A 22328-nucleotide genomic window follows, 5' to 3' on the forward strand; every position below is an offset into this window, starting at 1 on the left:
CAGCGGCTACGCCTATCAGCCAAAACCGGTCAGCAGCACCGGCCCTGCGGGTTGGCGTCCTGGCGGTCCGTCTGGTCGCGCCAGAACTCCCGCTCGGTCATCGGCCGGGAGCCATGGCCGGCTTCGGCGTGGTGTGCCAGGTACTTCGTGTACGCATCCGCACCCATGACACCGCCCAGGTACCGGGTGAATCCCCGGAAACCTGCAACTACAGCGTTCATCGTTGCCTCCGCATTAGTGGTGGGCGGACTTCTCGGCCCGCCTGTCCGCCGGCAGTTGGTTCCACTGGGCCATGAGCGCCCGCTCGGATTCCGTGGGAACCGGGCCGGCCGGGGCGAAGACACGGGCCGGCAGCGCCGGATCCTCGTTGTCGGTGTTGGCCAGGCCGGCCTTGGCGTTGCGGAACGCCTTGTAGGTGGCGATCAGCGCCGTTGTGATGACAATGATGCTGAGCACCACGAAGATGACCGAGAGCCAACCCTGGATCGCAGTGTTGCGGATCACGGCTTCCATGGCCGGGACGGTCTTGGCCGTGCCGAAGGAGGTCTTGCCCTCCGCGAGTGCCTTGGAGAAGGCAGCGTTGTTGGCGAAGTAACCAACCGCCGGGGTGGAGGAGAAGATCTTCTGGTAGCTCGCCGTGATGGTCACGACGGCCGCGAAGGCCATCGGAAGCGCCACAATCCACAGGAACTTGAAGGAGCCCTTCTTCGCCGCGATGGCCAGGCAGACGGACAGTGCGATGGCGGCGAGCAGCTGGTTGGCGATGCCGAACAGCGGGAACAGCGTATTGATGCCGCCCAGCGGGTCCGTGACGCCCATCAGCAGCACGGCGCCCCAGGCACCGACCATGACGGCGGTGGCGAGCCAGGCGCCGGGACGCCAGGAGTGCTCCTTGAACTTCGGGATAAAGTTTCCGACCGAGTCCTGCAGCATGAAGCGCGCGACGCGCGTCCCGGCGTCGACCGCGGTGAGGATGAACAGCGCCTCGAACATGATGGCGAAGTGGTACCAGAAGCTCATCATGGCGGTACCGCCGATGAACTGCTGCATGATGTGCGCCAGGCCGACGGCCAGGGTGGGGGCGCCGCCAGTGCGGGAAACGATGCTTTCCTCGCCGACGTTGGCCGCCGTCTCGGCGAGCATGTTCGGGCTGATGTTCACGCCGGACAGGCCGAGGCTGTTGACCCAGGCGGCCGCGGTTTCCACGGTGCCGCCGGTCAGGGCTGCCGGGGAGTTCATGGCGAAGTAGAGTCCGCGGTCAATGGAGATCGCCGCGACGAGGGCCATGACGGCCACGAAGGACTCCATCAGCATGCCGCCGTACCCGATGTAGCGGGTCTGGCGTTCCTTCTCGATCAGCTTCGGTGTGGTGCCGGAGGCGATCAGGGCGTGGAATCCTGAGAGCGCCCCGCAGGCGATGGTGACGAAGAGGAACGGGAACAGGGCTCCGGGGAAGACTGGACCGTTGTCGCGGCTGGCGAATTCGCTGAAGGCCGGGACGGTGATTTCCGGGCGGACCACGATGACGGCCAGTGCCAGCATCACGATGACGCCGATCTTCATGAAGGTGGAGAGGTAGTCACGCGGCGCCAGGAGGAGCCAGACCGGCAGGATGGCGGCGATGAAGCCGTAAATGATGATGGCCCAGGCGAGGGTGACCTTGTCCAGCGTGAAGAGGGCGTCGCCCCATTCGGTCGCGGCGACGACGCCGCCGCCGATGATGGCGGCCATGAGCAGCACAAAGCCGATCAGCGAGACTTCCATGATCTTGCCGGGGCGGATGAAGCGCAGGTAGACGCCCATGAAGAGGGCGATCGGGATGGTCATGCCGACGGAGAAGACACCCCAGGGGCTTTCGGCCAGGGCGTTGACGACGACGAGGGCCAGGATGGCGACGATGATCACCATGATGAGCAGGGTGGCGATCAGCGCGGCGGTGCCGCCGATGACGCCGAGTTCCTCCCGGGCCATCTGGCCCAGTGAGCGTCCGCCGCGGCGCATGGAGAAGAACATCACGACGTAGTCCTGGACTGCTCCGGCGAACACGACGCCGATGATGATCCAGATGGTGCCGGGGAGGTAGCCCATCTGGGCAGCGAGGATCGGGCCCACGAGGGGTCCGGCACCGGCGATGGCGGCGAAGTGGTGGCCGAACAGGACGTTGCGGTCCGTACGGACGTAGTCCTTGCCGTCGGCCTTGTACTCTGCGGGGGTGGCCCGGCGGTCGTTCGGCTTGAGCAGGTAGCGCTCGATGACCTTGGAGTAGAAGCGGTAGCCGATCAGGTACGTGCACACCGCGGCGAACACGAACCAGATGGCGTTGACCGTTTCACCGCGGACAATCGCGAGCATGAACCATGCCACGGCGCCCAGCAGGGAGATTGCCGCCCAGATTGCGATCTTGGTCGGCGTCCATTTGCGCTCTTCGGCCTCGCGCACGGACTCGTCCACGGCTGTGGGCGGCAGGGCCGGGTCAGGCGTTATGCCGTCGTCGACCACTAAGTTTTTTGACGTGCCATCTGGCATTGTGCCCATGTCTCCTCCTTGAGAAACCCCGAACCGGGCAAATCCACTCGACAGATGTGCCCCAAGGCACCCTACCAACGACAACGATTCATGGATACGGCTTTGCGGCAGGCGGCCCCGCAAAGGCGGTGAACGGCCGGTCCGGCGCGCCGGACGGCCGTCAGGCGGACGGTCCGGTCAACTGCATGAGCCGGGCCTCGCAGAGGTCAAGCCAACGCACCTCGGCCTCGGTCTGGAAGATGAGTGAATCCAGCACCAGCAGCCGGGCAGTGTCCGTCGACCGGTGCTGGGAAGCGGTCTCGCGGCGGGCCTTGGTGTAGTCCTGCAGGGCCCGGATGGACACGGCGCGCTGGGCGTGGATGGCGGCGCCGACGTCGACGCCGGGCAGCGTCAGCCCGAGGGCGAGCTTGATGGCGAGTTCGTTCCGGGGAGGGTTGGTCCGCAGGACCGGCGAGGTGAACCAGTTGCGGACCTCGGCGCGGCCCTCGGAGGTGATGGTGTAGACCACGTGGCCCTCGCCGTCGGCGCCCTCCTTGCGGACAAGGCCGTCTCGCTCCAGGCGATCAAGGGTGGTGTAGACCTGCCCGATGTTGAGGGGCCAGGAGGATCCGGTGCGGTCCTCGAATTCGATCCGCAGCTGGTAGCCGTAGCGTGGCCGGTCCTGCAGGAGGGCGAGGAGGCTGTGGCGGATGGACATGATGCTCCCGAGGGTAGCAGGACGACAGCATACACGCGCCCCAAGACGCGTGTATACCGCGTATGGAATTACATTACAGTCATTCGACATCCCGAAGCAATTCGGGATATGCCATAACTGGAATAGCTTCTACAGGACCAGCAGGATCTTTCCCACATGGTCACCGGAGTCGAAGTACCGGTGCGCGGCCACGACCTGCTCCAGCGGGAAAGTCTTTGCCACCAGCGGCCGGATCCGGCCGTCGGTCAGCAGCGGCCAGACCGCGTCGCGGACAGCGTCCATGATCACGGTCTTCTCCTCCACGGGCCGGGGGCGGAGCGCCGTCGCGATGATCGCGGCCCGCTTGCTCAGCAGCTTGCCCAGGTCCAGTTCGCCCTTGGCCCCGCCCTGCAGCCCAATCACCACCAGCCGGCCGTAGTCCGCCAGCGCATCCACGTTCTGTGCGAGGTATTTGGCCCCGACGACGTCGAGGATGACATCCGCGCCCTTGCCCCCGTTCTGCGCGCGCAGGCTCTCCGGGAAGTCCTCCTCGGCGTAGTTGATGGCAATGTCCGCTCCCAGGAAGGCTTTGGCGGTGCCGACCTTCTCCGCCGTGCCTGCCGTAGTGGCGACCACCGCGCCAAAGGCCTTCGCGAGCTGGATGGCCATCGTGCCGATGCCGCCCGTTGCCCCGTGGATGAGGACGGTCTCGCCCGGCTGCAGCTGCGCCGTCATGATCAGGTTGGAGTACACGGTCGCCGCCACCTCCGGCAGTGCCGCGGCGGTGACGAGGTCGATGCCCTCAGGGATCCTCAGGACCTGCCCGGCCGGAACGGCCACCTGCTGGGCGTAGCCGCCGCCGGCCAGCAGGGCAACGACTTTGTCCCCCACGGAGAAGGGCTTGGTGACGCCGGGACCGAACCCGGCAATCCGGCCCGAGACTTCCAGCCCGGGAATGTCAGATGCCCCTGGCGGGGGCGGATAGTGGCCCTTGCGCTGCTGGACGTCAGCGCGGTTGAGCCCCGCGGCGACGACGTCGATCAGCACCTCGCCGGTGCCGGGCACCGGGGACGGGACCTCGCGGACCACCAGGGCTTCGGGTCCGCCCGGCTCTGAAATATGGACGGCCTTCATGGAGAACTCCCGATTCCTAACGAAAACTTGCTGCAGCTTCTTGCAGCGATGCGCCTGAGACACACCACAACCGAAGCGCCTTCTCCCAGAGTAGGCGAGGAGTTACCCGTGTCCGCGAGCGCAACCGCGTTTTTTGTTGCTGCCGACTGCCTATGAAACACTACTCGTTAGGGAAGGTTGTCCGAGCGGCCGATGGAGCTGGTCTTGAAAACCAGTGTGCGGTAACCCCGTACCAAGAGTTCGAATCTCTTACCTTCCGCGAATAATGCCCCTGGTTCCGCACTTACGGCGGAACCGGGGGCATTTTTGCGTGAAGGGCCGCGTGCGCCAAAGAGCGGACGCCTGTGGGGCGCGGACGGGCACACCTGGCCGGGCCGTGGGCAGATCAGGGCGGATGCAGGGCGCGGACGTGCACACATGGCCGGGCCGTGGGCAGATCAGGGCCAATGCAGGACGCGGACGGGCACACCTGGCCGGGCCGTGGGCAGATCAGGGCCAATGCAGGACGCGAATGCGCCCCGATCTGCCCGACCGACGCGATGGGTGATCATGCGCTGGCGTGATTATCCGGGCCATCCCTGACCCCGGAGGGCCTGCCGCACCCTCGTCAGCACCCAGGCGTCGCCACTCCGGACGTCGAGTTTGTTGATTACCAGCTGCCGCCAGCCCGCGCCGACGGTGCGTTCGTTACGCAGCGCATCGGCGAGCTGCTGCTCAGGCGTAAGGTGATGTCCGCCGTCGTACTCCACCGCGAGTCGGAATTCAGGGCAGGCCAGGTCGATCCACAGCGGAGTGCCCCGTTCATCCAGCAGCACGTAGTTCGGCTCGAACGCCGGAAGCCCGGAGCGGCCAAAGAGGAGGCGGAGCCTGGTTTCCGGCGGCGAGTCGACGCCCACGCGGGCCAGCCCGAGCGACTCCCTCAGCAGGCGAAGACCCGCCACCGGGCGGCGGCTCCCGGCATAGCGCTGAAGCTCCTCCAACGTCACGCGCGCGGTCCGCGGGTGCAGGTAACGCACATGCTCGCAGACGAGGTCGTCCGCGATGACAACGAGGTCCTCGAGCGTCAGCGCACCCGTCCCGGCGAGGTCCAGCAGGGTCCGGGAAATTGAGGTGACCGGGACGCCCTGCAGAATGACAATATCGGCGGGCTCCAGCATGGCGCGGTGGCCGACGACGCCCTTCCGGCGGGGAGCGGCGGACCCCGCCCTGGTCAGGTGCAGTAGACCTGACCTTGTCGTGGAACGCCCTTCCGCCAGGCTGCCCGGGAGCTTGAAGGCGTGGACGGCGGCCGCGGAGTAGTAGCTGACAGTGTCGGGCGTCCCCAGTTCCGTGTAGGGTCGCACCCTTTCCAGCAACGACTGCTGCGGTCCGACAGGCACACGGATGCCGCGGCTCGGCACATGGATGTCCTTCGCCTTGGCCCGCCACGGGGAAATGCCGCTAAGCCGGCCCTCAATGATAGTGAAGGACCGTGCCGCCAGTTCCTCGGGCAGCGGTTTCGCTGTTGCCATGGGCCCATTAGGCCACAACGCGGCGCAGGCAGCGTCGGGTTATCCACAGCCCCGGCGCGGGGCGGGGCTGGGGGGAATCGGTCGGCTGGCAGCGGCGCGCCGGAGGTGGCGGCGGGTACGGGTAGGTGCTGGCATGTGCTGGCGGCCGGATGCGGGCTATGCAGACGGGTGCGCGACGCCAGGCGTGGGCAGGTCAGGGCGGATGCGCAGCGCGGACGGGTGCGCGTCGCCAGGCGTGGGCAGATCAGGGCGGATGCGGGCAACGAATGCGCCCTGATCTGCCCACGGGGCACCGACGGACACCTCACGGCCCGGGGCCGGGGGCGCGGCGCGGAGCCTCGGAACCATTGAAACCGTCGGTGCCCGGGAATAGTCTCTCTGTGTCTTCACCACCCGAATGAATCCGTCGGCCTGCCAGCTCGACTCGGGGCCGCAGAGCAGAGAAGGAGTCCACTATGCCTACACCGGACCACACCAACGGCGCGCCATGCTGGATCGATCTGATGACCTCGGACACCGGAAAGGCCAAGGCGTTCTACGGTGAGCTGTTTGGCTGGACCTTCGAGACCGGCGACCAGGAGAAGTACGGCGGATACATCATGGCGGCGAAGGACGGCAAATCCGTTGCCGGCATGATGCAAAAGGACGAGTCCATGGCAGGCATGCCGGACATGTGGAGCACGTACCTGCGCTCGGAGGACGCTGCGGCCACCGTGCAGGCCGCCGCCCAACACGGCGGACAGGTCTATCTGGAGCCGATGGATGTTCCGGACCAGGGCCGCATGGCGATGATCGCGGATGCCACCGGGGCATCCATCGGTGTGTGGCAGCCCGGCGAGATGAAGGGCTACGGGGTCGCGGCCGAACCGGGCACCCCCGCCTGGCATGAACTCCACACCAAGAACTACGGCACCGCGGTGAAGTTCTACCAGGACGTCTTCGGCTGGGACACGGATGTCATGAGTGACACCCCTGATTTCCGTTACACCACCCTGGGCTCCGGAGATGCAGCCAAGGCCGGGATCATGGACGCCGCGGGCTACCTCCCTGCAGAGGTCCCGTCCCACTGGCAGGTCTACTTCGCGGTTGCGGACGCGGACGCCGCCATCGAAAAGGCCGTGTCCCTGGGCGCCCGGGTGATCGACGGGCCGGACGACAGCCCGTTCGGACGGCTGGCCACGCTGGCCGACCCCACGGGCGCCATGTTCAAAATCGTTGCGGAGACCGCACAGCCAGGTTCGGACGCCCGGCCGCAGGGCACCTAGGCGTCCCGGGCGAACCCCAAGACAAACTGAGGAAAAACTTCGGGAAATCCTTCCCTAAAACTGCACCCGGGAATACCGGCCAGCCGCTTCAAAGGCGGTTACTGGCCGGTATTCTTTTTGCCATGCCCGCAGGCCTCCGCGCCGGGCAGGCTCAAACTGACACAGGTCAGAAGCTTCAACAACCCGTCGCTGGGGCGCACCGTTGGTGGCCCGTGACGGCTGTGACGCGTTCCGCTGGGGGACGTCTCGCCGAATGCACATGCAGGACACACCGTGTTCATTCACCCCTGTTTTGATGTGCCGGGACCTGCTTGACCAGGAGCAGGGACCGGCGGTCCGCGGCATCACGCGGGCACCCTCCACCCAGCCCCTACCCGGGCACCTAATGAGAGTTAGAGCGGATGAAACACATACCTTGGAAGACCGCGCTGGGCACAGCGTTGTCGGCGGGACTCATCGCAGCCCCGCTGGCGGCTGTGCCGGCGTTTGCCGTGGAGGCCTCCCCGGCCGCGGCTGGCAGTTCGCCAGTGATCATCAACGAGGCGTACCTCAGCGGCGGCAGCACAGGAGCCGCGTTCAAGAACAAGTTCGTCGAGCTGTACAACACCTCCGATGCCCCGGTCTCGCTGGACGGCTGGTCCCTCCAGTACCGCTCCGCGACGGGCACCGGCCTCCCGAGCAGTGTCGTACCCCTCACCGGCACCATTGCAGCCAAGGGCTTCCATTTGCTCAAGGGCGGGAGCAATGGCACGGTCGGTCTGGACCTGCCCGCCGCTGACACCACGGCCACCGGTTTCAACCCCGCCATCGGCGGCGGAACGATCGTGCTGGCCAAGCAGGCCACCGCTGTCACCAGTCTCGCCACCGGCTCCGTCGTCGAGCCGGCCAACGTGGCCGATCTGCTCGGCTACGGAAGCTCGCTGACGTTCGAAACCCTGGCCGCCACAGCCCCTGCCGGCACCGGTGACGTCAAAAGCCTGAACCGCAGCAACGGCGTGGACAGCAACAACAACTCCGCCGACTTCAGCCTCAACACCACCATCACCCCCAAGGCCCCCAACGGTGCGGCCGCCCCAGTCGATCCTCCGGTCGATCCCGGCCCCGTCACTCCCCCGGCAGCGAAGACCATCGCCGAAATCCAGGGCGACGGCGTCGCGAGCCCGCTCGTCGGGACCTCGGTCGTCACCCGCGGCAAGGTCACTGCGACCTTCCCCACCGGCGGCTTCGCCGGCTACTACATCCAGACCCCCGGCACCGGCGGAGACCTGACCCCCGCCAACCACACGGCGTCGGACGCTATCTTCGTCTTCTCGGCCGCCACGGCCGGTTCCGTGCAGATCGGCGACTACGTCGAGGTGACGGGCGCCGTCAGCGAATACTTCGGCATGACTCAGGTGACAGTGGCCGCCGCGGCGGACATGAAGAAGCTCACCGAGGCCGCCCCCGAGGTCAAGGCCACCGGCTTTGCCCTCCCGGCCGAGGAGGCCTTCCGCGAAGCGCTCGAAGGCATGCTGCTGACCCCGCAGGGACCCGTCACGGTCACCGACAACTACTCGCTGAACCAGTACGGCGAAATCGGCCTGGCCGGCGGTACCACCCCGCTGGAGCAGCCCACCGCCGTCGCGCCGTTCGGCTCCGCCGAATACACCGCCACCGTCGCCGCCAACGCCGCCCGCGGCATCAAGCTCGACGACGGCGCCACCACCAACTTCCTCAAGGACGCCGGCACCAAGGCCCTCGAACTGCCGTACCTGACCACGGCGGACCCCGTCCGCGTGGGCGCACCAGTGACCTTCAAGACCAACGTGGTGCTCAACTTCGCGAACGGCTCCTGGAAGTTCCAGCCCCTGACCCACCTGACCCCCGCCAACGCGGAGGCAGTCCAGCCCGCCAGCTTCGGTGTGACCACCCGCACCGAGGCTCCGGCGGCCGTGGGAGGCAACCTCAAGATCGCCTCGTTCAACGTGCTCAACTACTTCCCCACCACGGGCGACCAGCTCACCGGATGCACCTACTACACGGACCGTGACGGCAACCCGATCACCGTCCGCGGCGGCTGCGACGCCCGCGGCGCGGCCAACGCCGAAAACCTCCAGCGCCAGCAGGACAAGATCGTCGCCGCGATCACCAAGTCCGGCGCCGACGTTGTGTCCCTCATGGAAATCGAAAACTCAGCGCAGTTCGGCAAGAACCGCGACGACGCCCTGGCCAAGCTGGTCGACGCCCTGAACATCGCCACGCCGGGGATCTGGGACTACGTCCGCACTCCCGCCAACGCACCCCCGCTGGCCGACGAGGACATGATCCGCACCGCCTTCATCTTCAAGAAGTCCGCAGCGGAGCCGGTGGGCGAGTCCATCATCCACAACGACACCGTCGCGTTCGCGAATGCCCGCAAGCCGCTGGCCCAGGTCTTCAAGCCGGTCGGCGCCGCCGATGACAAGAAGTTCATCGCGATCGCCAACCACTTCAAATCCAAGGGCTCAGCCGCCACCCCGGAGGACACTGACAAGGGCCAGGGCGCCTCCAACCTCGCCCGCACCGCGCAGGCCCAGTCGCTCCTCGAGTTTTCCAATGAGCTGCAGACCACCAAGGGCACCGACAGGGTCTTCCTGATCGGTGACTTCAACGCCTACGCCAAGGAAGACCCGATCAACGTCTTCACGGCCGCGGGTTACGTCAACCAAGACGAAAAGGCCCGGAACTCCGATGGCTCCGCCAAGCACTCCTACCTCTTCGGCGGCCTGGTGGGCTCACTGGACCACATCCTCGCCTCACCTGGCGCCAACGCCGTCGTCACTGGCGCGGACATCTGGAACATCAACTCCGTGGAGTCCGTGGCCCTGGAGTACAGCCGCTACAACAACAACGTGACCAACTACTACGCCCCGGACCAGTTCCGGGCCAGCGACCACGATCCGGTGGTGGTGGGGCTCGATCTGCCCGCCACGCCCGCCAGCGTTGAGCTGAATTTCCTGGGCATCAACGATTTCCACGGCCGGATCGATTCCAACACCGTGTTCTTTGCGGGAACCATCGAGAAGCTGCGGGCCGCGGCCGCCCCCGGCGCCACGGCGTTCCTCTCCGCCGGCGACAACATCGGCGCCTCGCTGTTCGCCTCGGCCGTTGCCAGGGACCAGCCGACCATCGACGTGCTGAACGCCCTGGAGCTGCGGACCTCGGCCGTGGGCAACCACGAGTTCGACGGCGGCTGGGCCGACCTGCGCGACCGCGTCATCGCGGGCGGCAGCAACGCCACATTCCCGTACTTGGGCGCCAATGTGTACAAGAAGGGCACCACCGAGCCGGTCCTGCCGGAATACACCGTGCTCGACATGAACGGCGTCAAGGTCGCGGTGATCGGCACGGTCACGCAGGAAACGCCGTCGCTGGTCACCCCGGCCGGCATCGCCGACCTCGAGTTCGGCGACGCCGTCGACGCCATCAACCGCGTCGCCGCGAAGATCAAGGCGGACAACCTGGCCGACGTGATCATCGTGGAGAACCACGACGGCGCCGGTTCCGGTGCGCCCGAAGGCTCCACGCTGGAGCAGGAAGTCGCCGCCGGCGGCCCCTTCGCCAAGATGGTCACCGAGGTCACCCCGGATGTTGCCGCGATCTTCAACGGCCACACCCACAAGCAGTATTCGTGGGATGCCCCGGTCCCCGGCGTGGAGGGCAAGACCCGCCCGATCGTCCAGACCGGCAACTACGGCGAGTTCATCGGCCAGATCCGGTTGACCATCGACAAGGCCACCATGGCGGTCACCGGCTACACGGCCGGCAACGTCAAGCGCACCACCTCGGCTGACCAGCCGGCGGCCGACCTCGTGGCCGCGTACCCGCGGGTCGCCGCCGTCAAGACCATCGTTGACAAGGCCCTGGCCGACGCGGCAGTAGTCGGCAACCAGCCGGTCGGCTCGATGACCGCGGATATCACCACTGCGTTCACACCTGCCACCGCCACCACCCCGGCCGCACGCGATGACCGTGGCAGCGAATCCACCCTGGGCAACCTGGTCGCCGACTCCCTGGTTGATTCACTCAAGACCCCGGAACTCGGAGGCGCCGAGATCGGCGTCGTCAACCCGGGCGGCCTCCGCAACGAGCTGTACTACGCGCCGGACGGGACCATCACCTACGCCGAGGCCAACGCGGTCCTGCCGTTCGTGAACAACCTGTGGACCACCTCGCTGACCGGCGAACAGTTCAAGACACTGCTGGAACAGCAGTGGCAGACCAACCCGGACGGCACGGTTCCCAGCCGCGCCTACCAGCAGCTCGGCCTGTCCAAGAACGTCAACTACACCTACGACGCCGCCCGCGCCGCCGGTGACCGGATCACCTCGATCCGGGTCAACGGCGCGCTGATCGACCCGGCGCAGTCCTACCGGATCGGAACGTTCAGCTTCCTGGCAACGGGCGGCGACAACTTCCGCATCTTCAAGTCCGGCACCAACACCAAGGATTCCGGACTCGTGGACCGCGACGCGTGGATCAAGTACCTGCAGGCAAACAGCCCGGTCTCGCCGGACTTCGCGCGCCGCTCCGTTGCCGTGGTGAACACCACGGCCCCCGAGGTCAAGGTCGGGGAATCCATCACCCTGGCCCTCTCCAAGCTGGACCTCACCTCGCTGGGCAGCCCGGTGAACACCTCGCTGCGCGCCGAGTTCACCGATGCCAACGGCGTCGTCACCACCCTGGGCACGGTACCGGTTTCCGCCGGCGCCGCCACCGTTGGGGTGGCGGTTCCCGCCGGCGCCGCTGCGGGCACGGGCACCCTGGTGCTCACCGCCGTCGAGTCCGGCACCGTGGTGAAGACGGCCGTCCTGGTCGCGGCCAGCGTTCCGGTCCCGCCGACGTGCACCGCGCCGGTCAAGCCGGAGCGGTCCGCGGACATCGTGGGCCAGGCCGCCTACGGCAAGGCAATGGCCGCCTACCGCCACTGCCTCAAGGGCTAGCTAGTCCCGTAGCCCCGCACCAGTGAGCATGCCCTCCCCCGGGCTGCAGCGATGGACATATGGCCCATATGTCCATCGCTCAGCCTGGACGGAGGGCATGCTCATTTTTCGGGCGGGTTTCGGGCACTGATCCGGAGGGCATGCTCATTGTTCGCGGGCACGCCGCGTGCGCAGTTAGCGCCCGAGGATGGCCCGGGCAATCTCGTCGGCGTCCCGCAGGGTGCGCTGGCCGCTGCGGTACACGGGCCCGTTCTTCTGCCGGGCCTCGGCCGCGATGGCGGTGCCCCACTGCACGGCGGACAGCTGCAGTCCCAGGACGTACAGGCCCTCGGTCACCGAGCCATTCGCGCCCAGCGGCCGGTAGGGATGCGGCGTGACGTCCAGCCCGGACGTCGGCACCGGCGCCCCCTCCACCGTCATCATGAGCCGCGGACGGACCAGGCCTTCGGCGAGCAACTGCTCCAGCAGGGGCGACTCGTTGACGACGACCTTGTTGGCCGGCGCCAGCGCCTCGACCATGGCCACCGCCTGCACCACTTCCCCGGGACCGTCGTCCGCGCTGTTCCCCACCCAGGGCGAGACCGCCGTGAAGGCCCCGGTTTTGCGGTCCACGCCGAACTTCGGGTCCGGGCCCACGAACCGGACGACGCCGGCGCTGACCAGGGCAGCGAGCTGTTCGGACCGCAGCGCCGGCGGTCCGCTGGCCAGGCCTTCCACAAAGGATTCGAACCAGCCGCGCAGGCCCGCGACCCACGATTCATCGGTGATGCCGCCGTCGGCGACGGCGGTCTTCAGCACGGCCCGGCCGTGGTGCAGGGCGCCGATGGTCATCTTCACCGGGTCGTCCTCCCCCAGCGCCGAACGCCGGGCGTCGTCGAGCAGATACTCGACGACGGCGTTGTCGAGTTCCGCGCGGGTAGCGAACGACCTCCCGGCCAGCGGTGCCGCAAGCCCCAGCAGGTTGAGCCGGTGGGCGGGGCGGACGTGGATTTCCAGCACGGAGTCCACCAGGTCGTCCCATTTCGCGGCGGAGTGCGCGTGCGGATGCAGCGCCTCCTCCAGCGCCTTCAGGAACTCCTTCGGTTCCGTCAGGATGGCACCCGGCTGCGAGCGCGCCAGCGTCGAGTAATAAGCCCAGAGGGCGTCGCGGTGCAGGAGCGGCCAGAGGTCATGGTCGAAGGCAGGCCGGATCCCCGCCTCCGCGAATTTCGCCACGGCGCTTTCCGTGCAGTACCTCAGCGCCACGGCCTCGGGGTAGTACCCGGCGAGCGTCGCCTTGGCCCGGTACGGGGTGCCGCGCCGGGAGGCCGCGATGATCAGCGGTTCGCGGCCGGAGGGAAGGTAGCTCAGTCCGCCGTTCTCGCCGGGCAGGAACTGCCCGCCGCGGCCTTCGGTCAGCTGGCCCATGGCGTCGAAGAAGTTCAGGCCCATGCCGCGCACCAACACCGGCTTGACCGCCGGCACCAGGGACCAGTCGACGTCGGCCGGAACCGCCGGGGGCAGGTACAGCAGGCCGAGTTCCTCCGCGGCCGCCTGGAGGTCGCGTTGTTCGGGGCTGAGCCGCGATTCCAGGTGGCCGAGGGCCAGGACCACGGAATCGACGCCGAGGACCGCGCCGCCGGCCAGTCCGACGTCGAACCCCACCCGGCCGTCGTCCCCCGACCCGGGCGCGGCAGCGTGGCGGACGGACGTCGCCGTCGTCTCGTGGAATTCCACCGTGGCGCCCGCCGGGAGGCGCGAAAGCAACTCCTTCAGGGTGAAGCGCAGGTAGCGTCCGTAGAGGGCCCGGCTGGGGAAGTCCGCCGGCCCCAGCGCGGAGAGTTCGGCGCGCTCCTCGGCGGTGAGGGCGGGGTGGGGCTGTTGCCGCTGCAGTTCCCGCCAGCGGTCGAACGTGTCGCCGGCGAGCGGCCGCGCGAGGTCCGGGTCCTCGGGGATGACCGTGGGATAGAACGACTGCGTGTTCATCAGGTACAGCCGGGACTGGCCGGGCTGCCAGACATGTCCCGGCCCCGCGGGATACGGGTCGATGACGTCAATGTGCAACGTGGCGCCCGGTCCGCCGGGCACCCAGTTGGCCAGCAGCCGCTCCAGCGCGCTCGTGCCCCGGGGACCGGCGCCAATCACTGCCGTCCGGATGCTCTGCGATATGCCCACGGCATCCAGCGTATCCGCTGCCGGCACGCGTCCCGGACCCGCCGGAAGTCCCCGGGGCGGGTTCCGCGGGGCTTCGGCTTGACTTGCTACCGGTGCGCCGATGTTGTTTGGATGGAAAAATGACCACCGCTGAAGCTGCTCCCCCGCCCGAGTCCGACCGTCCCGCCGGGGACGCCGCGGACACCGCAAAGGGCACTGCGCCCGAACCCGTTGACGAGAACATCTGGCTTGAGGAGATCTACGGCGAGGAACAGCTGGCCTGGGTCCGGGAGCAAAACGCCCGGACCGAAGAGCTGCTGGAGGACGCGGAGTACACCGCGCTGGAAGGCAGCATCCTGGAGGTGCTGGACTCCACCGACCGGATCGCCATGGTGGGCAAGCACGGCGACTGGTACTACAACTTCTGGAAGGACCGGGACAACCCGAAGGGGCTGTGGCGCCGGACCAGCTGGGACAGCTACCGCAGCGGGGCTCCGGAGTGGGACGTCCTGCTGGATGTGGACGCGCTGGCCGCGGCGGAGGGCGAGGAGTGGGTCTTCCACGGCGCCAACTTCCTGCGCCCGGCCGCGGGTGAACCGCACCGGCTGGCGCTGCTGGCGCTCTCCCCCGACGGCGGCGACGCGAACCGCTACCGCGAGTTCGACGTCGAGTCCCGCAGCTTCGTGGACCCGGCCGCCGGCGGCTTTGACCTGCCAACAGCGAAGGGCAACGCCTCCTGGCTCGACGCCGACACCCTGCTGGTTTCCTCCACTGCCGAGGGGCTGCCCGCCACCACGTCCTCCTACGCCCGGACCGGCGTCAAGCTGCCCCGCGGCGGATCCCTGGCCAGGGCGGAGCGGCTGTTCGAAATCCCTGAGGACCACATGATGGCCCTTGTGGCGCACGATTCCACCCCGGGGTTCGAGCGGACCTTTGCCGTGGACTGGATCAGCTTCTTCGAACGGACCACCTCGGTGCTGCGCGATGGGCGCTGGGTGCAGCTCGACGTGCCCGTGGACGTCAACCTCAGCTCGCACCGTGAGTGGCTGCTGTTCCGGCCGCAAAAGGACTGGGCCGTCGGCGGAACCACCTACCCGGCGGGATCCCTGCTCGCCGCCGGCTTCGAGGATTTCCTGGCCGGAAGCCGGGAACTGTCCGTGCTCTTCGCCCCGGATGAGCACACCTCCCTGCAGTCCTGGAGCTGGACGCGGGACTTCCTGCTGCTGAACCTGCTCCGCGACGTGTCCTCGGAGATCCGGGTCCTCGATCCGCGGCAGCCCGGGACGGACACCGCCTGGGCCTCCACCGTGCTGGATGCCTGCCCGCCGCTGCACGACGTCAACGCCTACGCCGTCGACGACGAGGACACCGCCAGCGGCTCGGACGACGACACGGACGATGACGGTACCGACGGCGCCGCAACGGTGGCCGATGAGGAGGCCCCCGGCGCGGGGAACGACTTCTGGCTCGTGGCCACCGGTTTCACCACGCCCAGCACCCTCACCCGCGGCACCCTCCGGCGCACCGCCCGCGGCGGCGTGGACAGCACGCACGAAGTGATCCGGTCCTCGCCGTCGTTCTTCAACGAGGACGCCTACGAGGTCCAGCAGCACTTTGCCGTGTCCAAGGACGGCACCCGCGTGCCGTATTTCCAGGTGGCGTCCAAGGACCTCGTGCTGGACGGCCAGAACCCCACACAGCTCTCCGGCTACGGCGGCTTCGAGGTTTCCCGGACCCCCGCCTACAGCGGCGCGGTCGGCCGCGCCTGGCTGGAACGCCGCACCCAGGAATCCGCGGGGCACGAGGGGGAGGCCCCGCACACCCGCGGCGGCGTCTACGTCGTGGCCAACATCCGCGGCGGCGGCGAATACGGCCCCTCGTGGCACCGCGCCGCGCTGCAGGAGAAGCGGCACCGGGCCTACGAGGACTTCGCCGCAGTGGCGGAGGACCTGATCTCCCGCGGCGTGACCTCCCGCGCGCGGCTCGGCTGTGTCGGCGGATCCAACGGCGGCCTGCTGGTGGGGAACATGCTCACCCGGTATCCGGAGCTCTTCGGGGCGGTCTCCTGCGGGGTCCCGCTGCTGGACATGCGCCGGTACTCCAAGCTGTCCGCCGGATACTCCTGGATTGCCGAATACGGCGACCCTGACGTTCCCGAGCAGTGGGACTTCATCAAGACGTTCTCCCCGTACCACCTGCTCAGGGACGGGGTGGACTACCCGGAGACGTTCATCTGGACGGCGACCTCGGACGATCGTGTGGGCCCGGTCCAGGCGCGCAAGATGGCCGCCCGCATGCAGGCGATGGGCATCCCCAACGTCTGGTTCCACGAGGCACTGGAAGGCGGACATGCGGGCGCCTCGGACAACCGCCAGGCCGCGGCGCTGCAGAGCCGCAGCCAGCACTTCCTCTGGCGGGCCCTGGCGGGCCGGGGCGCCTGAGCCGCCCCGCCCACGGAAAGCAACGCGGGGTCATGTCCGGCCCATCCCGCGCCCGCTCATGGGCCGAAAGTGACCCCGCGTTGCTCGTTTTGCACTGCATGGCACCTTCTGCGTATCCTTGGTTGGCTAGTTAATAGCAATTGGAGACGTGCCAGAGCGGCCGAATGGGCTTCACTGCTAATGAAGTGTGGGGCACAACTCCACCGGGGGTTCAAATCCCCCCGTCTCCGCGTTTGGCCCCGGTCCCTGGACCGGGGCCTTTTGCGTACCCGGGCGCGTCCGGGGGCCGGACACCGGACGCCTTCCCGGCGGCCGGGTGACAGGATAGGCCCATGTCGAGCAACAACGCGTTTGACGCGATCATCGTAGGCGGCGGCCACAACGGCCTGGCCGCGGCAGCATATCTGTCCAAAGCCGGCCGGAAGGTCCTGCTGCTGGAGAAGCTGGAACACCCCGGCGGTGCCGCGGTGTCCGCCCAGGCGTTCGACGGCGTCGACGCGCGCCTCTCGCGGTATTCCTACCTCGTAAGCCTGCTCCCGCAGCAGGTCATTGACGACCTTGGCCTGCGCATCCGCCTGGCACGGCGCCGGTATTCGTCCTACACCCCCGACCCGCACGGCGGCGGGAGCGCGCTGCTGATCGACAACGGGGATGCCGCGGCCACCGCGGCGTCCTTTGCCGCCGTCGGGGCCCCCGCCGGCGAATTCGACGCCTTCACCGAGTTCTACGCCGGCTGCCGCCAGCTCACCGAGGCCCTCTGGCCGACGATGACGTCGCCGCTGCCGAGCCGCTCCGAGGCGAAGGCTCTCGCGGCCGCGGCCGGGGCTGCGGAGGTATGGGATGCCATGATCGAGCGGCCCCTCGGGGACTCCATCGCCCGGTCGCTCCAGCATGATCTGGTCCGCGGTGTGGTGCTGACGGACGCCCTGATCGGCACCTTTGCCCGGGCCGGCGACGAGGATCTGCAGCAGAACATCTGTTTCCTGTACCACCTCGTCGGCGCCGGGACAGGCGACTGGGACGTTCCCGTGGGCGGCATGGGCGCGGTGTCCGGGGAACTGGAACGCTCCGCCCGTGACGCAGGGGCAGCCATCCTAACGTCCGCGGAGGTCACCGCCGTTCGGCCGGGAGGTGTGGTCAGCTACCTGCACAACGGGGCAGAGCACACGGCCACCGCGTCCTGGGTCCTCGCCAACGTGGCCCCGGTGGTGCTTGACCGGCTCAGGAGCTCCGGGGCTGCCGGCGCCCACGCCGCCCAGCACATGACACAGCACTCCACGCGGAACCCGAACCATCTCCGGGAGGGCGCCCAGGTCAAGGTGAACCTGCTGCTGAAACGTCTCCCCCGGCTGCTGGACCCGAATGTCAGCCCGGAAGCGGCCTTCGGCGGGACGTTCCACATCAACGAGACCTGGTCGCAGCTCGACGCCGCCTACCTCGCCGCCGCGGCCGGAACCATCCCGGACCCGCTGCCCTGCGAAATCTACTGCCATTCCCTCACGGACCCCAGCATCCTGTCCCCGGAGCTGCAGGCCTCGGGGGCGCAGACCCTCACCGTGTTCGGCCTGCACGTCCCGGACCGGCTGATCACGGCGGAGAACAATGACCAGCGCCGGGCGGAACTGCAGGCCGCGGTCCTGAAGTCCCTGAACTCGGTCCTGGCCGAACCCATCGAGGAGCTGCTGCTGGCCGGTCCGGACGGGCAGCCCTGCATCGAAACCAAAACCACCCTGGACATTGAACGCGCGGTCGGCATGCCGCGGGGCAATATCTTCCACGGGGGCCTCGACTGGCCCTTCGTCGAGGACAACGCACCGCTGGACACCCCGGCACAGCGCTGGGGCGTGGCGACGGATGACCCGCAGATCCTGCTCTGCGGATCCGGGGCCCGGCGCGGCGGCGCCGTTAGCGCCATCGGCGGGCACAATGCGGCCATGGCGGTGCTGGAGTCCGGGGCGCTGGCATCCGATCCGGTGGATTCCGGCCGTGCCCCGCAGGGCTGAACCCGGCGCCGCGGCGGTCCGGGCATGAGCAAGTCTCTGCCGCCTGCCGTCACACCGGCGGACACCTGGAGCCCACGCCTGGCCCTGCTGGTCGCGGCGACGTTTTTTATGGAGTTCCTGGACGGCACCGTCCTGACCACCGCGATCCCCAGCATCGCGGCGGACTTCTCCGTCCCCTCCGCGGACGTCAGCATCACCATGACCGCCTACCTCCTGACGGTGGCCATGGGGATCCCGCTCAGCGGCTGGCTGGCCGAACGATTTGGTGCGCGGCGGGTGTTCTGCCTGGCCATTGCGACGTTCACGGTGGCCTCGCTGCTGTGTGCTCTCAGCCAGGACCTGACGATGCTGACCCTGAGCCGGGTGCTGCAGGGCGCCGGCGGCGCCATGATGGTACCGGTGGGCACCCTGGTTGTACTCCGCGGGACGGCCAAGAAGGACCTGCTCCGCGCCACTGCCTACCTGGTGTGGCCCGGACTGCTGGCGCCGGTCCTCGCCCCGCTGGTGGGCGGCGCGCTCACCACATTCCTGTCCTGGCACTGGATCTTCCTGATCAACCTCCCGCTGGGACTCGCGGCGTTCCTGGCGGCGCTGCGGCTGGTCCCGAGCACCCGGGGTGACCGCACACGGCGCCTGGACTGGCGGGGACTGGCCCTCACGACCCTGGGCGTCGGGTCCGTCGTGGTGGGCCTGGAGCTCGCCGGCGGCCGCGAGTCCGGCCTGGCAGCCATCAGCATCACCGCGGGTTTGCTGTTCCTCGTCACAGCTGCCTGGTGGATGCGGCGGGCCCGCTCCCCCCTGTTTGACCTCGGGGTCTTTTCCGCCCGGACGTTCCGCGCCACGGCGACCGGCGGATTCATCTACCGCCTGACCATCAGCGCCGTGCCCTTCCTGCTGCCGCTGATGTTCCAGAACGGGTTTGGCTGGGATCCGCTGCGCGCCGGGGTCCTCGTAGCGGCAGTGTTCGTGGGCAATATCGGGATCAAGCCCGCCACGACCCCGCTCATTCGGCGCTTCGGCTTCAAACCCGTGCTGGTCTTCGCATCCCTGGCCTCGGCGGCGACCTTCGCGCTGTGCGCCCTGCTCGACGCCGGCACCCCGGAGCCGTTGATCTTCGCGTTGCTCGTGGCCAGCGGAGCCTTCCGGTCCATCGGTTTCTCGGCCTACGCCTCGGTGCAGTACGCCGACGTCGTTCCCGCCCGGCTGCCGTCCGCCAACGCCGTCTCCGCCACCCTCGTGCAACTCGCGACGGCGGCCGGGATCGCCATCGGGGCCCTGCTGATCCGGGCCTACGAGGCCAGCGGCCCCCTGCTGGGCGGGGCGGGTGCCGCCAGCGGGGATCCGGTGGCGCCTTACCGTGCGGCGTTCCTGGCGCTGGCCGTGCTCATGCTCCTGAGCACCCTGGACAGCCTGACGCTGCCCCGCCACGCCGGGGCCGACGTCAGCCGGCCTGGCCCAGCACCAGCGGCAGCACCGCGCCGGCGCCCGCAAGCCTGAGCGCCCGGCCGGCGACGGTCACGGTCCAGCGGCTGTCGACCAGATCGTCGATCAGCATCACGCTCTGGCCCTGGATCCCGGCCAGCGCTGCTTCCAGTTCCGGACCCACCACGAGGCGGTCCCAGACCCCGGCAAGCCGGTAGGCGCTGTTGCCGCCGCGCCCGCCGGTCGGTCCGCCGTGCTCGAGCTGCAGCTGCCCCAGGTAGGGGATCCGGCCGATCTCCGAGATGCCCCTGGCCAGCGAGTCCACCAGGGCAGGCTTGCCGCGGGACGGGACGCTGATGATGGCGGCGGGCCGGCCCGCCCCGCTCCAGCCGGGCGTGCGGGGGTCGCCGGCGCCCCACTCGCGCAGCACCTGCACGCACGCCTGCAGCATGCCGGGGTCCACGGCACGGTCCGGGGCTCCCGCGGCGAAGGCCTCGCGCAGGGCCCCGCCCCAGCCCAGGTCCGTGAGCCGGGCCAGCGCACGGCCACCGGCGACGCTTTCGTCGGGCTTGATCTTGCCCTTCACGGGCACGCCCAGCCGGTCCATGCCGCTGGGCCACTGCAGCCGGGGTTCCAGCGGCACACCGGCGCGGCTCAGCGTCTGGCCCGCGGCTTCGGTGGCCGCAGCGGCAATGTCCGCCGGGAACCACTGTCCGGCGCAGTTGTCGCAGCGGCCGCAGGCGCGGGCGGTCTCGTCATCGAGGACCGAGGTGATGTATTCCATCCGGCAGCCGGCGGTGTCCTGATAGATGACCATGGAATCCTGCTCGTCCACCCGGGCCTCCGCGATCCGGCTGTACCGCTCGGCGTCGTAGGTCCACGGCCGGCCGGTGGAACGCCAGCCGCCGCCGACGCGCTCCACGGCGCCGTCGACCGCCAGGACCTTCAGCAGCAGCTCCAGCGGCGTCCGGCGCAGATCCACGCGGGCCTCCAGCGCGACCGTGGACACGGCGGTCCCCGCTTCGGCGAGGGCGGTCAGCACCGCACCGGCCTTCTCCTCCGACGGCATGGACGCGGTGGCGAAGTACTGCCAGATGTCCCGGTCCTCGGAACCGGGCAGCAGCAGCACATCGGCATTGGCGGCCCCACGGCCGGCACGGCCGACCTGTTGGTAGTAGGCCACCGGCGAGGACGGCGCCCCCAAGTGCACCACGAACCCGAGATCCGGCTTGTCGAAGCCCATGCCGAGAGCCGACGTCGCCACGAGGGCCTTGACCTGGTTGTCCTTGAGAAGCTGCTCGGCGCGTTCCCGGTCTGCGGGGTCGGTGCGTCCGGTGTAGGCCAGCACCTCGTGGCCGGCTTCGGCGAGCAGCCGTGCGGTGTCCTCGGCGGCGGAGACCGTCAGGGTGTAAATGATGCCGCTGCCGGGCAGGTCTTTCAGGTGGGTGAGCAGCCAGCCGAGCCGGTCGCGGGAGTCCGGCAGGCTCAGCACACCGAGCCGGAGCGATTCACGGCCCAGGGCGCCGCGGATGGTCAGCACACCGGCGCCCAGCTGCTCCTCGATGTCGTGGACCACGCGGGAGTTGGCCGTCGCGGTGGTGGCCAGCACCGGAACCGATTCGGGCAGCTGGGTGATCAGGTCCGCGATGCGCCGGTAGTCGGGACGGAAGTCGTGGCCCCAGTCCGAGATGCAGTGGGCCTCATCGATGACCAGCAGCCCGGTGCGGCGGATCAGCTCGGGGAGCTGATTCTCCCGGAAGGAGGGATTGGTGAGCCGCTCGGGCGAGACCAGCAGGACATCGACTTCATCTGCAGCGAGCTGTTCGCGGACGGTGTCCCAGTCCAGCTGGTTGGCGGAGTTGATGGCCACGGCCCGGACCCCGGCCCGTGCCGCGGCGGCCACCTGGTCACGCATGAGGGCCAGCAGCGGGGAGACGATCAGGGTGGGCCCGGCGCCGCGGCGCCGGAGCAGCAGGGACGATACAAAGTACACCGCCGACTTTCCCCAGCCGGTGCGCTGGACGACGAGGGCCCGCCGGCCGCCGTCGACGAGGGCCTCGATGGCCTCAAACTGGCCGTCGTGGAACTCCGCGGCCGGGTGCCCGACCAGCTCGCGCAGCACTTCCTGGGCCTGCTCCCGGGTTCCGGCGCCCCCGGCGGGATCAGCGGAAGCGGAAAGGACTGCAGCGTTCTGGTTATTGGCCATTGCTTCAGTATCCCAGCCCCCTCCGACAGCTGCGAAGCCGAGGGCGCCGC

The 22328-nt window shown here is 68.7% G+C and carries 12 protein-coding genes and 2 tRNA genes; 7 read left to right on the top strand and 7 right to left on the bottom strand.

Annotated elements, in window-relative coordinates:
- Window positions 1-29: 29 nt before the first annotated feature.
- The 4 genes from ABIC21_RS11975 to ABIC21_RS11990 all read right to left on the bottom strand — a co-directional run bounded on the left by ABIC21_RS11975 (window position 30) and on the right by ABIC21_RS11990 (window position 4336).
- Window positions 30-221, bottom strand: coding sequence for a YbdD/YjiX family protein (locus ABIC21_RS11975; protein WP_354350624.1), 192 nt, complete (start codon window positions 219-221; stop codon window positions 30-32).
- Window positions 222-234: 13 nt separating this feature from the next.
- Window positions 235-2535, bottom strand: coding sequence for a carbon starvation CstA family protein (locus ABIC21_RS11980; RefSeq protein WP_354350625.1), 2301 nt, complete (start codon window positions 2533-2535; stop codon window positions 235-237).
- 151 nt (window positions 2536-2686) lie between these two features.
- Window positions 2687-3223 carry a PadR family transcriptional regulator gene (locus ABIC21_RS11985; protein ID WP_354350626.1) on the bottom strand — a complete coding sequence of 179 codons (537 nt, stop codon included), beginning with the start codon at window positions 3221-3223 and terminating at the stop codon, window positions 2687-2689.
- A 129-nt stretch (window positions 3224-3352) separates the two neighbouring features.
- Window positions 3353-4336, bottom strand: coding sequence for an NAD(P)H-quinone oxidoreductase (locus tag ABIC21_RS11990; RefSeq protein ID WP_354350627.1), 984 nt, complete (start codon window positions 4334-4336; stop codon window positions 3353-3355).
- Window positions 4337-4507: 171 nt separating this feature from the next.
- Between ABIC21_RS11990 and ABIC21_RS11995 the strand changes: the two genes are divergently transcribed.
- Window positions 4508-4595 (top strand) — tRNA-Ser (locus tag ABIC21_RS11995).
- Window positions 4596-4899: 304 nt separating this feature from the next.
- Here the strand turns inward: ABIC21_RS11995 and ABIC21_RS12000 are convergent.
- Entirely contained in the window at window positions 4900-5847 is a 948-nt protein-coding gene (locus tag ABIC21_RS12000) for an endonuclease domain-containing protein (RefSeq protein ID WP_354350628.1), read from the bottom strand.
- A gap of 455 nt (window positions 5848-6302) precedes the next feature.
- On the opposite strand from ABIC21_RS12000, the gene ABIC21_RS12005 reads away from it, so the two are divergent.
- Together ABIC21_RS12005 and ABIC21_RS12010 are read left to right on the top strand one after the other, a co-directional pair.
- The gene (locus tag ABIC21_RS12005) at window positions 6303-7112 is read left to right on the top strand and encodes a VOC family protein (protein ID WP_354350629.1); all 810 of its coding nucleotides are present in this window, start codon (window positions 6303-6305) and stop codon (window positions 7110-7112) included.
- 401 nt (window positions 7113-7513) lie between these two features.
- The gene (locus tag ABIC21_RS12010; RefSeq protein ID WP_354350630.1) at window positions 7514-12073 is read left to right on the top strand and encodes an ExeM/NucH family extracellular endonuclease; all 4560 of its coding nucleotides are present in this window, start codon (window positions 7514-7516) and stop codon (window positions 12071-12073) included.
- A 174-nt stretch (window positions 12074-12247) separates the two neighbouring features.
- Here ABIC21_RS12010 and ABIC21_RS12015 read toward each other — a convergent pair whose 3' ends face one another.
- On the bottom strand, window positions 12248-14227 hold the full coding sequence (locus ABIC21_RS12015; RefSeq protein ID WP_354350631.1) for an FAD/NAD(P)-binding protein: 1980 nt from the start codon (window positions 14225-14227) through the stop codon (window positions 12248-12250).
- A 119-nt stretch (window positions 14228-14346) separates the two neighbouring features.
- On the opposite strand from ABIC21_RS12015, the gene ABIC21_RS12020 reads away from it, so the two are divergent.
- The 4 genes from ABIC21_RS12020 to ABIC21_RS12035 all read left to right on the top strand — a co-directional run bounded on the left by ABIC21_RS12020 (window position 14347) and on the right by ABIC21_RS12035 (window position 20147).
- Window positions 14347-16647, top strand: a complete 2301-nt coding sequence (locus ABIC21_RS12020) for a prolyl oligopeptidase family serine peptidase (RefSeq protein WP_354350632.1) — start codon at window positions 14347-14349, stop codon at window positions 16645-16647.
- 142 nt (window positions 16648-16789) lie between these two features.
- Window positions 16790-16877: transfer RNA gene (locus ABIC21_RS12025), tRNA-Ser, on the top strand.
- Between the two features lie 102 nt (window positions 16878-16979).
- Window positions 16980-18650, top strand: coding sequence for a phytoene desaturase family protein (locus ABIC21_RS12030; protein WP_354350633.1), 1671 nt, complete (start codon window positions 16980-16982; stop codon window positions 18648-18650).
- Window positions 18651-18674: 24 nt separating this feature from the next.
- On the top strand, window positions 18675-20147 hold the full coding sequence (locus ABIC21_RS12035) for an MFS transporter (protein WP_354350634.1): 1473 nt from the start codon (window positions 18675-18677) through the stop codon (window positions 20145-20147).
- Here ABIC21_RS12035 and ABIC21_RS12040 read toward each other — a convergent pair.
- The gene (locus ABIC21_RS12040) at window positions 20092-22278 is read right to left on the bottom strand and encodes a RecQ family ATP-dependent DNA helicase (RefSeq protein ID WP_354350635.1); all 2187 of its coding nucleotides are present in this window, start codon (window positions 22276-22278) and stop codon (window positions 20092-20094) included. The genes ABIC21_RS12035 and ABIC21_RS12040 overlap by 56 nt on opposite strands.
- Window positions 22279-22328: the final 50 nt, after the last annotated feature.

This window comes from Pseudarthrobacter sp. PvP090 (assembly GCF_040547365.1).
Taxonomy (GTDB): Bacteria; Actinomycetota; Actinomycetes; order Actinomycetales; family Micrococcaceae; genus Arthrobacter.